Origin of the sequence: Sporolactobacillus inulinus (genome assembly GCF_006539285.1) — a bacterium.
GTDB lineage: Bacteria > Bacillota > Bacilli > Bacillales > Sporolactobacillaceae > Sporolactobacillus > Sporolactobacillus inulinus.
In genome coordinates this window covers 1-14,989 of the sequence record NZ_BJMS01000084.1, presented here as the reverse complement: position 1 = coordinate 14,989, position 14,989 = coordinate 1, and the positions used below count along the sequence as shown (strand labels likewise).

At 42.0% G+C, this 14,989-nt stretch carries 13 protein-coding genes, 2 pseudogenes and 1 other annotated feature; of the genes and pseudogenes, 12 read left to right on the top strand and 3 right to left on the bottom strand.

The genetic code is table 11. The features are described 5' to 3' along the window. Positions 1-132: 132 nt before the first annotated feature. The 4 genes from SIN01_RS11345 to SIN01_RS11330 all read left to right on the top strand — a co-directional run bounded on the left by SIN01_RS11345 (position 133) and on the right by SIN01_RS11330 (position 5,021). A complete protein-coding gene (locus SIN01_RS11345; RefSeq protein ID WP_237760193.1) occupies positions 133-576 on the top strand; it encodes a universal stress protein in 444 nt (147 codons plus the stop codon). A 181-nt stretch (positions 577-757) separates the two neighbouring features. After that, entirely contained in the window at positions 758-2,962 is a 2,205-nt protein-coding gene (locus SIN01_RS11340) for an ATP-dependent Clp protease ATP-binding subunit (RefSeq protein ID WP_010024657.1), read from the top strand. Between the two features lie 133 nt (positions 2,963-3,095). Next, positions 3,096-3,321, top strand: a binding site (T-box leader). Between the two features lie 74 nt (positions 3,322-3,395). Beyond that, entirely contained in the window at positions 3,396-4,646 is a 1,251-nt protein-coding gene (tyrS, locus tag SIN01_RS11335; protein WP_010024658.1) for a tyrosine--tRNA ligase, read from the top strand. Positions 4,647-4,790: 144 nt separating this feature from the next. Next, a complete protein-coding gene (locus SIN01_RS11330; RefSeq protein WP_010024659.1) occupies positions 4,791-5,021 on the top strand; it encodes a YtxH domain-containing protein in 231 nt (76 codons plus the stop codon). A gap of 90 nt (positions 5,022-5,111) precedes the next feature. Here the strand turns inward: SIN01_RS11330 and SIN01_RS11325 are convergent, their stop codons facing one another. From SIN01_RS11325 to SIN01_RS11315, 3 genes and pseudogenes are all read right to left on the bottom strand, one after another. Next, positions 5,112-5,807: a metallophosphoesterase family protein gene (locus SIN01_RS11325; RefSeq protein ID WP_029548168.1), complete on the bottom strand. Its 696-nt coding sequence runs from the start codon at positions 5,805-5,807 to the stop codon at positions 5,112-5,114. Between the two features lie 135 nt (positions 5,808-5,942). Further along, positions 5,943-7,927, bottom strand: a pseudogene (ltaS, locus tag SIN01_RS11320) (lipoteichoic acid synthase). A gap of 404 nt (positions 7,928-8,331) precedes the next feature. Beyond that, the gene (locus SIN01_RS11315; protein ID WP_010025911.1) at positions 8,332-8,838 is read right to left on the bottom strand and encodes a hypothetical protein; all 507 of its coding nucleotides are present in this window, start codon (positions 8,836-8,838) and stop codon (positions 8,332-8,334) included. A gap of 326 nt (positions 8,839-9,164) precedes the next feature. Between SIN01_RS11315 and SIN01_RS11310 the strand changes: the two genes are divergently transcribed. The 8 genes and pseudogenes from SIN01_RS11310 to SIN01_RS11280 form a co-directional block, all read left to right on the top strand. Further along, complete coding sequence (locus tag SIN01_RS11310) at positions 9,165-10,460, top strand: C40 family peptidase (RefSeq protein WP_047035579.1); 1,296 nt, start codon at positions 9,165-9,167, stop codon at positions 10,458-10,460. Between the two features lie 236 nt (positions 10,461-10,696). After that, positions 10,697-10,849, top strand: a complete 153-nt coding sequence (locus SIN01_RS15075) for a hypothetical protein (RefSeq protein ID WP_156994772.1) — start codon at positions 10,697-10,699, stop codon at positions 10,847-10,849. A gap of 385 nt (positions 10,850-11,234) precedes the next feature. After that, entirely contained in the window at positions 11,235-11,438 is a 204-nt protein-coding gene (locus SIN01_RS11305) for a hypothetical protein (RefSeq protein ID WP_047035577.1), read from the top strand. Between the two features lie 211 nt (positions 11,439-11,649). Continuing rightward, positions 11,650-11,718, top strand: a pseudogene (locus SIN01_RS15690) (YjcZ family sporulation protein); the annotation flags it as partial. Positions 11,719-11,926: 208 nt separating this feature from the next. Beyond that, complete coding sequence (locus SIN01_RS11295) at positions 11,927-12,193, top strand: hypothetical protein (RefSeq protein WP_010026227.1); 267 nt, start codon at positions 11,927-11,929, stop codon at positions 12,191-12,193. Positions 12,194-12,298: 105 nt separating this feature from the next. Continuing rightward, positions 12,299-13,429, top strand: a complete 1,131-nt coding sequence (yfkAB, locus tag SIN01_RS11290) for a radical SAM/CxCxxxxC motif protein YfkAB (RefSeq protein WP_010026229.1) — start codon at positions 12,299-12,301, stop codon at positions 13,427-13,429. A 219-nt stretch (positions 13,430-13,648) separates the two neighbouring features. Then, positions 13,649-14,269 (top strand): DUF47 domain-containing protein, encoded by a 621-nt coding sequence (locus SIN01_RS11285; RefSeq protein ID WP_010026230.1) that lies wholly within the window; start codon positions 13,649-13,651, stop codon positions 14,267-14,269. 88 nt (positions 14,270-14,357) lie between these two features. Continuing rightward, on the top strand, positions 14,358-14,989 hold a 632-nt coding region (locus SIN01_RS11280; RefSeq protein ID WP_010026231.1), incomplete at its 3' end, for an inorganic phosphate transporter.

Genomic DNA, 14,989 nt, shown 5'->3' with positions numbered 1-14,989 from the left:
AACTTTTCACTCTCCAGAATGTAAAAAAATTGTCATTATTGAAGGCTTTTTCAAGGAAAATGCGCTTACATTTTTCGTGTTTGTGGTATATGATAAATAGAGAGATGATAAAGAAGCATGGGAAGGTTGGCGATGAGAATGTATAAGATTCTGGTTCCTGTTGATGGTTCAGATCCCGCAATGCGGGCAGTTGACGAAGCGTTGTCCATTGCTTCAGGAAAGAAAGAGGCCGAGATTACTCTGCTCTATGTGAGCCCGTCTCCAGTCTATTTTCCATTTTATTCTATGGTTGGTCCATCACTGGACGCAGATGTTAAAGAAGTAGAAGAACGTGAAGGCAATCAGATGCTTGATGATATTATTGCGAAAGCTGCGGCACCAAAATCAGTAACTTTGCGCAAAAAGCACCTTTATGGAATTGCTGCACAGGAAATATGCGACTATGCGAGTGATACAAAGAAAGACTTAATTGTAATGGGGCATCGGGGTATGGGTGCATTTGGACAGGTCATGCTTGGAAGTGTCAGCAATAAAGTACTTCAATTGGCAAAAAGTCCGGTACTTATTGTGAAATAAGCCATTTATTAGAAATGAATAGATGAATGAAAACCTTTATGAAGCAAACACTTTATAAAGGTTTTTTTTACTTTATACTTGAAAGTCAAATAAGGTCAGACTATAATAGAGACATAAGGTCAAACAAGGTCAAAATAAAGAATTGATTGGCCGCTAATCAAACTGAAGGAGGTTTGATCTCATGCTATGTGATGAATGCAAGTTAAATCAAGCAGTCATTGAAATGAATGTGATGATTAATGGACAACAAAAACATCTCCATCTTTGTGAGGAGTGCTATGCGAAAATGAAAAATAATTTCGGTATGCCGTCATTTTTCCAAGGCGGAGCATCTCCATTCGATGATCTGTTTCGCAGTTTAATTCAGCCGTCAATGGCGTCCAGTGAAAATAAAGCTCAAGAAAACGGAATGCACTTTGATGGACTGCACGGCAATAATCAACATTCAGGCGGCAGATCCGGTGGTCGTAACGGATTTCTTGATCAAGTCGGAAGAAATTTGACGGAAGCTGCACGACAAGGAAAGATTGATCCGGTTATTGGACGCGAACGTGAAGTTCAACTCGTTATCGAAACGTTGAACCGGAGAAATAAAAACAATCCGGTATTGATTGGCGAACCTGGTGTCGGCAAAACGGCAATTGCTGAAGGACTTGCTTTGAAAATCGTCGAAGGAAAAGTTCCGGCAAAACTGGCCAATAAGGAAATTTACCTCATTGACGTGTCTTCCTTAGTGGCAGGGACAGGGATAAGAGGCCAATTTGAACAGCGGATGAAACAATTGATGGCAGAACTTGAAAAGCGAAAAAATTGTATCGTATTTATTGATGAAGTTCATCTTCTCGTCGGTACCGGTTCTGCCGAAGGAAGCTCAATGGATGCCGGGAATATTTTGAAACCGGCTCTTGCGCGCGGCGAACTGCAAATTATTGGTGCGACCACGTTAAATGAATACCGTAAAATCGAAAAAGACGCTGCACTTGAACGTCGCTTCCAACCGGTTGTTGTTAATGAACCGACTCAGGAACAAGCCATTCAAATCCTGAAAGGTATTCAATCGAAATATGAGAACTATCATCATGTACACTATACCGATGATGCGATTAAGGCATGTGTCGCATTATCTGCACGGTATATTCAAGATCGTTTCCTTCCGGATAAAGCGATTGATCTTATGGATGAGTCCGGATCGAAGGTCAACTTGAATCTGACGCCTGTAGACACTGAGCGTGTTAAGACGAAGATTGATGAAATCGTCAAGGCAAAAGAGGATGCGACAAAACAGGAACAATTCGAGACAGCTGCTCGTCTGCGTGACCAGGAGCATGCGTACAAAAAACAGCTGGAACAATTAGAAAAGATCAAGGCTAATGGTGCAGAATTGCCGGTTACCGGTAAGGGCTCAGTCGTTGATGTTGAATTAATTCAGCAGATTGTCGAACAACGTACCGGAATACCCGTTCGCAAATTACAGTCTGATGAACAAAACAAGATGCGTAACTTGGCGGAACGGCTGAATGCAAAAGTAATCGGTCAGAAAGTGGCCGTCGAGAAAGTATCGCGGGCGATTCGCCGTAACCGGACCGGATTCCGCAAATCGACACGGCCAATCGGATCCTTCCTGTTCGTCGGACCAACGGGTGTCGGAAAAACCGAATTGGCGAAGACACTTGCTGAAGAAATGTTCGGTGAACGTGATGCGATGATCCGTATCGATATGAGCGAGTACATGGAGAAACATTCCGTATCGCGTTTGATCGGAGCTCCTCCGGGCTATGTCGGCCATGACGAAGCAGGTCAACTCACCGAAAAGATTCGCCGCAAACCGTACAGCATCATTCTGCTCGATGAGATTGAAAAAGCGCATCCTGATGTGATGCACATCTTCCTACAGATTTTGGATGATGGTCGCTTAACCGACAGTCAAGGAAGAACAGTAAGTTTCAAGGATACGGTTATTATCATGACCAGCAATGCAGGAATTAAGAATCGATCCGCATCCGTTGGTTTCGGCGCATCAAGCGATCGTGAAGACTTGATTAAGCAGCTCGAAGATTATTTCCAACCGGAATTTTTGAACCGTCTGGATGGAATTATTAAATTCAACGCATTGAAGAGGGATGACATGCTCTCAATCGTTGATTTGATGCTGAACGACATCCGCAAAGCCGCCTTAGAACAAGGAATCGAACTCGATGTCACTGACGCTGCTAAAAAGAAACTTGCAGCTTTGGGTTATAGTCCTGAATTCGGTGCCCGACCTTTGCGCCGTGTCTTAGAGGAAAAGGTTGAGGACCAGATTTCCGATTTGCTTCTCGACCACAGTGAAGCAAAGAAAATAACGGTTGACGAAGTAGAAGGTAAGATTAACGTTACAGCCAAATGATAAAGTTTGAACAGAAAATCGTGTGACTTAAGGCGTCACACGATTTTCTTACATATAAGACGCATTGTTCATCTTTTTTTCATTTGTTTGACAGAAGTAGTGAAACGTGGCAAAATGACAGTACACAATAGAGCAATAAACGATGAAGGGAATTAGTAACGGTCGAAAGGACTTGTGCAGAGAGCAGGCGGTTGGTGCAAGCCTAGCAGTCCCCGGCGGTGAATTACCTCCCAGAGTTTCTTCTGCGAACGATACGATCGAGTAGTGGGAGACGGCCGCAACCGTTATGCGACAATTAAGTGATTGTTTGATGTATGAGCAGTCAACGAGGATGGTACCGTGCGATCAGCACTCCTTATTTAGGAGTGCTTTTTCTTTTTCCTGTTTGAAACAGGGATTTCCAGTCAAACTATTGAGAAAGGGTGTTTCCTTTATGGATATCATTGATGATTTGAAATACAGGGGGTTAATCAACCAAGTTTCAGATGAAGAAGCACTGCGTGAAGTGCTGAAAAAGCCAACGACTTTTTACTGTGGGTTCGATCCGACCGCCAATAGTCTGCATGCAGGAAATTTGCTGGTTATTGTTATTATGATGCGTCTGCAGAGGGCGGGACATCATCCAATTGCACTGGTCGGTGGCGGAACGGGTATGATCGGCGATCCGAGCGGGCGTTCAACAGAACGACAGCTGAATACAAAAGAGGTTGTTGCTTCTTACGCAGACAGCCTGAAGAAACAGTTGGATCATTTCCTCCACTTTAACGAGGGTAATGCAACCTTTGCGAATAATGCCGAGTGGTTAAATAAACTTTCAACCATTGAATTTCTACGCGATGTCGGTAAATATTTTACACTTAACTACATGCTCTCCAAAGATTCCGTGCAAACGAGACTTGAATCCGGCATTTCATTCACCGAGTTTTCCTACATGCTGCTTCAGTCATTTGATTATTTAAATCTTTATGAGAAGAAGGGCTGTCGCATGCAGATCGGCGGCAGCGATCAGTGGGGGAATATTACCGCTGGATTGGAATTGATTCGCAAACGCGGGCATGAGGAACAAGCTTTCGCAATGACCTTCCCGCTGATTACAAAGAGTGACGGCACGAAATTTGGAAAGTCGATGGGCGGAGCAATTTGGCTTGACCCTGAACGAACAACGCCTTACGAATGGTATCAATTCTGGATTAACGCTTCAGACGATGATGTCGTTAACTTTTTAAAGTACTTTACTTTCCTTACTAAGGATGAAATCGAAGCCCTCGCAAAAGAGGTTGCAGAGCATCCAGAGGAACGTAAAGCACAAAAGGCGCTTGCACGCGAAATGACGATTCTGGTTCATGGGGAAGAATCATTGAAACAAGCGGAGCATATTTCACAAGCTTTATTCAGCGGGAATGTGGCACAGCTCAGCGGTGCGGAGATTAAGCAAGGATTTAAGGATGTACCAACGTATCAAGCACCACGCAATGAACCGGTCAAACTTCTCGATTTGCTGGTGGAAGCAGGAGTGACGTCATCAAAACGTCAGGCACGCGAGGATATTACAAACGGTGCGATTTATGTCAATGGAGTACGTCGAACCGACCTGCAGGATGTCCTGACCGAAGAGGATCGAATCAATAACACGTACATTATTATTCGTCGTGGCAAGAAAAAATACACACTGATTCAATTTTAAATGGATGCCTCGCGCATAAATCCTACACTTATCGTACAAAATGTAATCGAAAAAGAAGCGGTGACCTTCATTGAGTGGTATACTTCTAGTTGAAACAATTCAAGAGATTTGAATCTATGTTCGGCGACAAGGAGGACGTTTTCAATGAGTGACAAAGAAAAATGTTCATGCAGCGGGGCAAGTATCAAGGAAATGTTGGTTGGCGGAATGATCGGCGGTGCAATCGGGGCATCGATCGCTTTACTTTTTGCACCAAAGTCGGGCGCTGAAGTTCGCAAAGATCTTTCCGTAAAAGAATTGGTTGACTGCAGTGTTGATAAAGTGAAACAGGCGGCTTCTAATCTGTTGAATAAGGACAATGAACCGTACCGTTGAGACAAATATTAGCCATTTAAAAAGCTCTTCACGCAGATGCAATCTGCGTGAAGAGCTTTTTATGTACAAGCGGATGCGTTTGTTTGGGTGTTACCCGACATGCTCCGTTGTTTTCGCCGGAAGTGTCAAACAGTTGAGCTGGCCACCGAAGACGCAGCCGCCATCAATACCGATAATATTATTCTCGCCAAAGTAAACATCATATGAATCATGTGACTCATGTAAATTCACGGTCGGAGTATGTCCAAAGATGATTGTTTTGTCACCATGGTAACCTTTAAAGAAGAGTTCGCGAATCCATAAAAATGTGTCCTCAGATGTTTCACTGATTGGCTTCTCTGGATCTACCCCTGCATGGACAAAGAAATAGTGCTCCGTCTCAGCGTAGATGTTCAACTGTTGAATCCAATCCAAGTCCGATTGAAGCTCATCCGGAAGCGTTAGCGTTCCATCTTGAATTCCTCGGTAAACGCTGCCGATCGTTAAGCCGTAGCTTGCCAACGTCTGGGCACCGCCGTTAACCGCCCAATGGGATACGGCGTGCAGATTTTTACCGATCAAGGCTTTTTCCATCATACTTTCATGATTGCCTTTTAGCGCAATCGCTCCCTGCTTTTCCAGCGCTCGAGCCTTTTTAATAACCGCTTTTGGATTCGTTCCACGGTCGACATAGTCGCCCAATAAGAAGAGAAGATCCTCCTCCATTGAATAATGAACTTTCTCAAGCAGTGCATTGAATGCATCGATTTGACCGTGCATATCGCTTATCACAAGCAAGCGTTTGATTGTCTGCAAACCGATAACCTCACTTTCTATAACTATCATAGACAAGTTTTAGTCTATTATGCAACTCGTGATAGATTGTAATTGAAAACCCTCGAAGCTTGATCTTAAGCTTCGAGGGTTGGTGGTGATTTCTATTTATTTATCATCAGAACCATAGTTCTTTGCGTTGATACCTGCATCATTCGTATCCGGTTGGATTTTTTGATCTGTATTGTAATTGATTTTCGATACATCCGGAGCAACAAAGCCCTTCGGTGTATAGAAACGAAGAAGATCGCCGTAGATTACCTTGTCCGAATAATCCAGCATTTTTTTTGCTTGCGTCTCATAAGGCTTCCCAAATGAACGGTCAACTTTTTTACCGGTTGCATTATCATAAACACTGCCGCCGACAATTGAATACTTACTGGTGATCACATCGCCATTTCGAAATGGAACGATTTGTTGATGCTGTTTGGAAAACAGATCGGTGCCGAATTGAATGTAATTTTTTGTGTTAATCCCAAGCAGACTCATTAAAGTCGGTCGGACGTCGACATCGCCTCCGTAGGTAGGGACCGTTCCGCCGGCAACTTTAGGAATATGAATAAACAGCGGTACACGTTGCAGCTGTGCGTTATCAAAGGGCGTAATTTGCTCTTTATTCAATACTTTAGCCATCGCATCATTGTGATTTTCGGACAGACCATAGTGATCTCCGTACAGAATAACAATTGACTTGTCAAACAAACCTGCTTCTTTTAAATCCTTAAAGAATTGTTCAACCGCTTGGTCCATATAGTTTGCCGATTGAACATAATTGTTCACAACTTTGTCACCGAAGTCTCCAGGCTTGAACGATGTATCTTCGGGATCCATACCGAACGGGAAATGATTCGATAACAAAATCAATTTATACTGTAAAAAGGTTGCTTTAAGTTCTTCAAATACGGCATCGTTTCTTGAAGAAACGATTTATCTTTCATCCCGTAATTCTTAGTGTTTTCCGAACTCATGTCATAATATTTCGCATCAAAGAATCGCTCGTATCCAAGTGCTCGATACATCTGGTCACGATTCCAGAACGATTTCACATTGCCGTGAAACGCTGCGGTTTCATAGCCGTGTTGGTCCATTATTGCCGGTGCGGCCTGATATGCATTGGTTCCTTTCATTTGAAAGACAGGTCCCTGAGAAAGAGGGAATAGTGAATTTTCCATCATAAATTCAGCATCGGACGTCTTTCCTGACCCGGTTTGGTGAAAGAAGTTTTTAAAATAGGTCGTATTGTCGGCACCTGTCGTTAGCTTATTCAAGAAAGGCGTAACTTCTGTTCCATCAGGCATTTTGTAATTAATGATAAAGCTTTGTAGTGATTCAAGGGAGATATATATGACATTCATTCCCTTGCCCTTTGCATAGTAATCCGGATTCGGCGCTGCAAAATTCGACTTTGCAAAGTTCTGAATATCATTAATATCGCTGCTGTCGGCCATCGCCCTCTGAGCGTTTGAACGTGCATTTTGAATCGTATCGTAGATGGCGAAATTGTAAGCCCCAAGATATTTCACAATATAGTTTCGGTCAAACGTTCTGCTGAGCAGTTCAGGACGATCGGTTTCGGCAAGACTTAGGTTAACAATGAAAATCATGATCGCAGATACGAACACGGTAAAAATAGCACGAACATGCCAGCGTTCCATACAAGGCCGTGCGACTCTTAAAACAACCAATAAGAGAAGTATTAATGTATCGGTAAAGAAAAAGAAATCAAATGGACTCATCAGCGAGAGAATACTACCGCCAAGATCACCTGCATTCCCTGTAGATTGAGTCATTGTTGAAAAAGTGATGAAATCGTTAAAGAAGCGGTAGTAAACCACATTGGCGAAGAGCCAAAACGAAAGAATGAAATTAATAAAAATGAGCAACCACTGCTGCAGACGACCTTTAAAAATAATGGCAATACCCAGAAAGAGCAATGCTGAACTCAGCGGATTAATAAAAAGCAGGAATTGCTGCATCTTGTCGGTTACGCCAAGGCTGAACTGAGTCAAATAGACAAAATAGGTTTTCAGCCAAAATAAAAAGACCGTGAGCAAGAAAAGCGCATATTTTTTCGATAACACACGTTGACTCACAGTTAGCAAATGCCTCACGTTTGTTCAACCTCCTAAGATTAAATGAAAAGTGATCACATAGGGTAGTTTTGTCAAGTATTGAGTATTTAATCAATTATAATATGATCATATGAAATTTATTGATCCTCTGTTAAAAATGTGTAAAAAAAAGGACACTTCAAGCCTTAGATAATTCTATATCTTTTTATGTAAAAGTCAAGAATCAGAAATGTTTGCTGCAGGGGGCGTGCGAAAAATAACGAATTATGTCTAATGGTCACTTGATATAATATAGGAAGAAAAAAATACTGATTCAAATACTGTTTCGAAAGGAACGCAAAAAATGCACAAGGAAACAGCCCTTTGTGCATGAATTGGAGACCATGAATAGGTTGCGTGTGCGTTAAGAAAAGGAGAAATTTTGATCAGCGTGCGCTGCGCAATCGCTTCAGCTTTTGCTCATTTTTTTCAACATTTTTCAACAGAGAGGGATATCTTAAGAGAAGCATACTATAACGTCCGAAAAGAAATCCTGCAATAAAGATGAAGTAAATAATGAAGCTGGACGATCCATTTAATGATGGGGTCAATGCGAGATAATGGATGGACATAAACTTAAGTATGGATCGAATCGGGATCGAAAGAAACCAAACGAAAACAGATATTAACGATCCTGCTAAATACCATGCGCCATCACGATTTAACAACGGTGTGTAGCGTCCTTGTATTAAGCCAAGGATGAAAGAGAAACCGAGAGTAGCGATCATCATGCACCAATCGATGAGCGGTAACGGATGCATTGTGGATAGCGACAAACCGGCACATAAAAGCAGGGCCAAAGGTTGGCGGTAAAGCTTTGCTGTCAAAGGTTTTTCTCTTAACTGATTGAAAAAAACCGCAGCAATCAACAGTGTCCCTAAAATGAAAAACATAAAAACCACCTCCACGCACGGTGTCTACGCGATAAATGTATGTCTTAAATGAATTGTCCTATTCCTTAGACCATGCAAAAATTCTTTTCTTTTTTTGACTATTTATAGGGCAGTCAAACGCTTTCCTCTGAGTGAAGAACGAATTCGTGGGGAATCATTCTTATATTACAATTATGTTTCGTTACGACATATAAGCTTAATATCTGTTCGGAATATGACGGTGCTATAATAAAAAAGTCGATAGAGTAGATGAAATGAAAGAATAATGAAAAACAGAAAATAGAGAACAAAGAGATCAATTGTTTTGGGGAGGAACTAGGCCGATCATGAAAATGGATAAGAAGAAAGCGACCGTGACACTGGCACTGACGTTCGGACTGACATACTCTACATTAGCACCAAATGTTACATACGCAGCACCAAATCTTGCAGAAGTTAATAGTGAAACTGCGGCGCAGCAATCATTGAAAGCACAGTTGACGAAGCAGCAGCAGAAGATTCAAAACGAATTGGATGCAATGAATAAGAAACAATTGAACCTAACGAGTCAAATTAGTGACGGGCAAGCTGAAATCAACAAAACAAATGATAAAATAAGTGTTCTGAAAGCGGAGATCTCTGAGATTAACAAACGCATTGAACAACGTAAAGATATCCTGAAAGATCGTTTGGTTTCCATCTATAAGAACGGTGGCTCGGTAAACTATCTCGATGTGTTATTTGGTTCAAAAAACTTTGGCGACTTTATTGATCGAACCGTTGCATTGACAACCATTACGAATCAAGATCAAAAGATCATTACGGATCAAAAAAATGATCAACTTGCTGTACAGCAGAAAAAAGCAAGCATCGAAAAAAAACAGGCAGCTAACGTCGCTCAACTGGAAAAAATGAAGAAGACGCTTGCTGAAGTAGTTGCCCTCCAAGATCAGAAAAAGATTGCGGCCAAAGCTCTAGAAAGCAAACAAGACGGTGTATCCGCACAACTTGCATCTTTGGCAAGTGCAGCGGAAGACTTGAAGCGTGCGGCCGTTAAGCCTGTTTCTTATTCTCCTTCAAACGATTCAGATTCCAAATCGAGTTCAGATGCTTCGAATTCAAATGAGTCACGTTCAAACAATTCGGGTTCAAATGAATCATCAACGACAAAATCGGCAGATAAAGCACGGAGCAATAGTGGGGCATCAAACGACTCGGATTCCGGTCAAAGTCGGTCGGTTGGTTTATCCGCCTCTGTTGCTACCGGTGGTATTTCCGGTATTCTCAATTACGGGAATCAGTTTATTGGTCGTTCAACTTATGTATTTGGCGCTTCGAATCCTTCAGCAAGACAATTTGATTGCTCCGGTTTTGTCCACGCAGCATTTGCAGCCAATGGAATCGGAGTTGGACGTAGCACCGGTGCCCTAGTAAGCCAAGGACGAGCAGTCAGCTTTAGTAGCGCGCAACCTGGCGATCTTGTTTTCTTTAATACTTATAAAACCAACGGACATGTCGGCATTTATCTTGGCGGCGGCCGCTTTATCGGCTCCCAAAGCAGCACCGGTGTTGCGATTGTCAGCATGAGCAATCCGTATTGGAAGTCTAAATTCAGCGGTGTGGTACGCAGAATCCTTAATTGATCCATTTGTTCGATTATCGTATAGAAGAAGTTAGGCACGAGAATATATATTCTCGTGCCTTTTATATTGTTAGAACCATATACTGATGCGGATCGGAGCTGTTTCGATACAAAAAAGATGACAGGTGTCATTCGTTTTGTATGATCACGGGCACTAGTTGTAGTGAAGCGCGTGGTGTAAACTCCATCATAGAAGCTGATGATTAGGTAATTGAGTTAAGTGATGGAGGAAAGCTTATGACTCTTTATCCAATGACAAAACATTTTTTACGCGTCATGGTATACAATAAAGTTAATTTTATTTTCAGTTTTGGCGTACCGCTTGTATCGATCATTTATTCATTGCGCAACTATATTTTTCGACATCAGCTGAAGACGATTCTACACTGAAAAGACATGAGACCATCACACAAGGCTGGAGATTAACGGCCGGGCGCTTTTTGACCAGTTTTTCTTACAGGTAAAGAAAGTATGCGCATCTAGGATCAAGAGGATCCGCACTTATCCGTTGGTGGATCAGGTTAAGCGCCCAATCCGATAAATAGACGGAGAGATTCCGCTTAATTAGAAGATAAAAGAAATAATAGTTTAAATAGACGGAGAGATTCCGCTTATCAACGTGAAAAACGTAAAAATTGGGGATTTTGTTCTGATAACCGGAAAACCTCCCCTTATATATCCCCGAAATGAGCTCTGCTCTACATATAATCGAAAAATCTCCGCTTATTTTAACTTAATTAAGGATCAGAATGCTTAATGAAAGAAAGTGAGAGGGATGGGGCCAGCGTCTTGGCCGAGAATTAAAGCGGAGGTGTTCGGGCGCCAGCGGAGCGGCTCTGTTGATCGCAGGCCAAAGGGAGTCCCCGCAGATAAATTGCGTGTCCGAGGAGCCTTCCAGATCGCCCACGGCAAGCGAGCAACCGAAGCGACGATTCAGCACCGAAAAGATACGAGTCCATCACACATGGCTGGAGATTAAGAACCGGGCGCTTTTTGCCCGGTTTGTCTTAAATCTCTTGAGAATGCTTTTGCATGACCTCTGCTTCCTTAGATGCGTGATGAAACCGCTACTTTGGCGATTTCCTTTTTTTCGTTTAGAAGCGAAAAAAGTGGCACAAATTTTGTCGGAAAATGTGCGAACGCCGATGCAGCACAGCGTGAAGTTACATAGACTATAGAAAAATAGGGGAGGATGCAACATGTTTCTTCTCATTGTTGTGATGTTCATTCTTTTGATTATCGTTGGGTTGTTTTATTAACTCATGACCAGAATTCAGCTACAAATGAAGTCTGGTCCTTTTTTATTTAGTTTTTTCCTAAACGCATAAAGTGGATTTGTCAACCGATTTTTTATGAAAAGCTTCATCGAAACTAGTGCTTCCTCGACAAAAAAACCCCGTTCAGAATTTGAGCGAAATGTGTGACAATAAGGGTACATTAATTATGTGAAAGGAAGTGCCAGCAGCGATGCCAAACATCGTTTCTTTCAAATTCAACCCTTCAGAACTAAAGTTAAATAAATTCATTGATTTTTACGCCTATTGCACGCAATGGAATCAAAACATTTATGTATATGGTAATAATGAGGCACATAAGGTTCGGCGCCTGTCTGAGTTGCTTTCCTTTATCCTGTTCTCTCATGATCACGAATGCTTAATTGTCATTGAAGGAAGCGGGATTAATGAAACGAAGAACTACATTTCAAAACATCTGTCTGGTGTGCAAACTGCCTAATGTCAATAACCAAAATGGTTGAACATGTGACAATTTATAAAAAAATCTTTTCAGTATGGTATAGTATGAGTGTGATGAATTCATAGTGAAAGGATACGACTTTGCATGACAACACTGGAAGACTTACGGACAGCGCCAATCCGTCCTGAAAATGATCCGTGGGAAGCTTATTTTGATATGGAGCATTATGGACATTTAAAACTAACCAATGTCGAGTTTACGACCACAACGCTTTGTAATATGAGATGCGAACATTGTGCGGTTGGTTATACGCTACGGAAACATGATCCCGATGCGCTGCCGTTAGATATGATTTTTAAGCGTCTTGATGAAGCCAGAGACCTTCATGCGCTTAGTATAACGGGCGGAGAACCAATGCTTTCGCTAAAGTCCGTGAAAGAGTATGTGGTGCCCATCTTAAAGTATGCACACGAACGCGGATTGAGAACTCAGATCAATTCAAATTTGACGCTTGATTTGGCCCGCTATGAATTGATTATTCCTTATCTTGATGTACTGCATATTTCCTTTAATTATGGTAGTTTTGAGGATTATTCATCAATTGGATTTGCGGTGATGGAAAAAAAGCCGAATGTCAAGGCACAGCAGCTGTTCTTTAATCGGATGATTGAAAATGCGCAGGAACTAACTGCTCGCGGTGTCATTGTGTCGGCGGAAACGATGATCAACAAGCGCACATTCCCTCATCTCGAACGGATTCATGAACAAGTCGTCGAAATGGGCTGCCAGCGTCATGAAGTGCATCCGATGTATCCGAGTGACTTCGCAAGCAGTCTTCAGGTCGCTTCACTTGATGAAATACGAACCGGAATCCATCGTTTGCTTGATTGTCGTGATCAGGATGTCTGGATGCTTTTCGGGACGCTGCCTTTTTACCCGTGTAATAAAAATGAGAAAGATCTTGCATTGCTCGATCGCCTGTATCATGAGAAAAATGTTACCGTACGAAATGATCCGGACGGACGCTCCCGATTGAACGTTAATATCTTTGATGGAGACATTATTGTTACCGACTTTGCTGATGCGCCGGCATTGGGCAATATTAAAACAACGTCACTGGAAGATGCTTACCAATACTGGCGGACAACACCGCTTGCTCAATCGCTCAATTGCCACTGTCCAGCGGTAAAATGCCTCGGTCCCAATGTTCTCGTGAAAAATACTTACTATAAAGATGTTGATTTTACAAAACGAAAAGCGTTAATCACACGCTGAATGAGTGTATCGTAAAGCAGCCGGAGCCTGTATGGATGAGCTTCCGGCTGCTTTCCTTTCTCATTAGGTACAAGTGCCGCTTGTCGAAAATTATGTTAATCTTATTTTAAGGAAACGAAAACAGATTGTAAATCTACTGTGTTCTGTTAAAATGGAGATTGGGCTCATTTTAAGCAGCTTGTTGCAATGTCTGGAATACGGAATGGAGAGGTGGACTTTGTGCACTTTTTGTCGAAAAATGACAAGTTTTTAAACATGCTATCGATTATTTCACTGAATCTAGAAGATGCCGCAAAGTATTTTGATCAAAGTAAAATCAAAAGTGAAGCGGATTTGCACGAATTTTCTCAAAAGATGAAGAGCTTTGAACGGAAAGGGGATTCGTACGTTCATGAATTGATCATTGCACTGAACAAAACATTTGTGACGCCTCTGCAGCGTGAGGATATTTTGGAATTGGCAATGAAAATGGACGACGTGCTTGACGGATTTGAAGAATGGTCGATGAGACTGGAGATTTACAGAATTTCTCATGCTGATGAATTTATGGTTGAATTTGTTGGCTTGCTCTTTGACTCATGCAAAGAGATCAATCAAGCGATTACCTTGATGAGCAAGAAAAATTTATCAGGTATTCGTAATAGTGTGATTAAAATTAATGAGTATGAAACGCAATGCGATGAGTTGACTTCAAAGTGCATTACGAATCTATTTAAGAATGAAAAAGATGCGATCAAGATCATTCAATATAAAGAACTTTATGAGATGCTTGAAAGCGTTGCAGACAGCTGCGAAGACGTCGCCGATACACTCGAAACAATCATGATGCGAAACGCTTAATCCTGTATTGAGCGGAGACACTTATTTGTAAATTAAAATACTTGTTCGACTGTTTATTCACTTTTTACAACGAAAGGGTTTAATGATCATGGAAAGTTTGTTTGCGTTGACGCTGATGATTGTGTTCTTCGCGTTTATCTTCGACTTTATTAACGGTTTCCACGATACAGCAAATACCATTGCCACTTCTGTATCGACGCGTGCGCTGCGTCCGCGAGCAGCGATCATCCTTGCAGGAGTCATGAACTTTCTCGGAGCGATTACATTTACCGGAGTTGCGCAAACGATCAGTAAAGGCGTTATTGATCCTTTTTCGATTCAAGATGAAACAACAGGCCTGATTATCGTAATGGCCGCCTTGATCAGTGCGATTCTTTGGAATTTAGTTACTTGGCTATTTGGTGTGCCAAGCAGCTCGTCACATGCAATTATTGGATCACTCGCCGGAGCCGGGATCGCAGCGCTTGGGTTTGGGGCACTGAACTATAAAGGGTTTATCGAAATCTTTCAAGCCTTAATCTTTTCGCCAATCGCTGCAATAACGATCGGTTTTATTGTAATGAAGCTGTTTACAATCGTCTTTCATAACTTTTCACTCGTCAAAACAAATCGCCGTTTTCGGTTGTTTCAAGTTTTTACCGCTGCTCTTCAATCGTTTGCTCACGGAACGAATGATGCGCAGAAGACGATGGGGATCATTACAATGGCCTTGGTTGCATC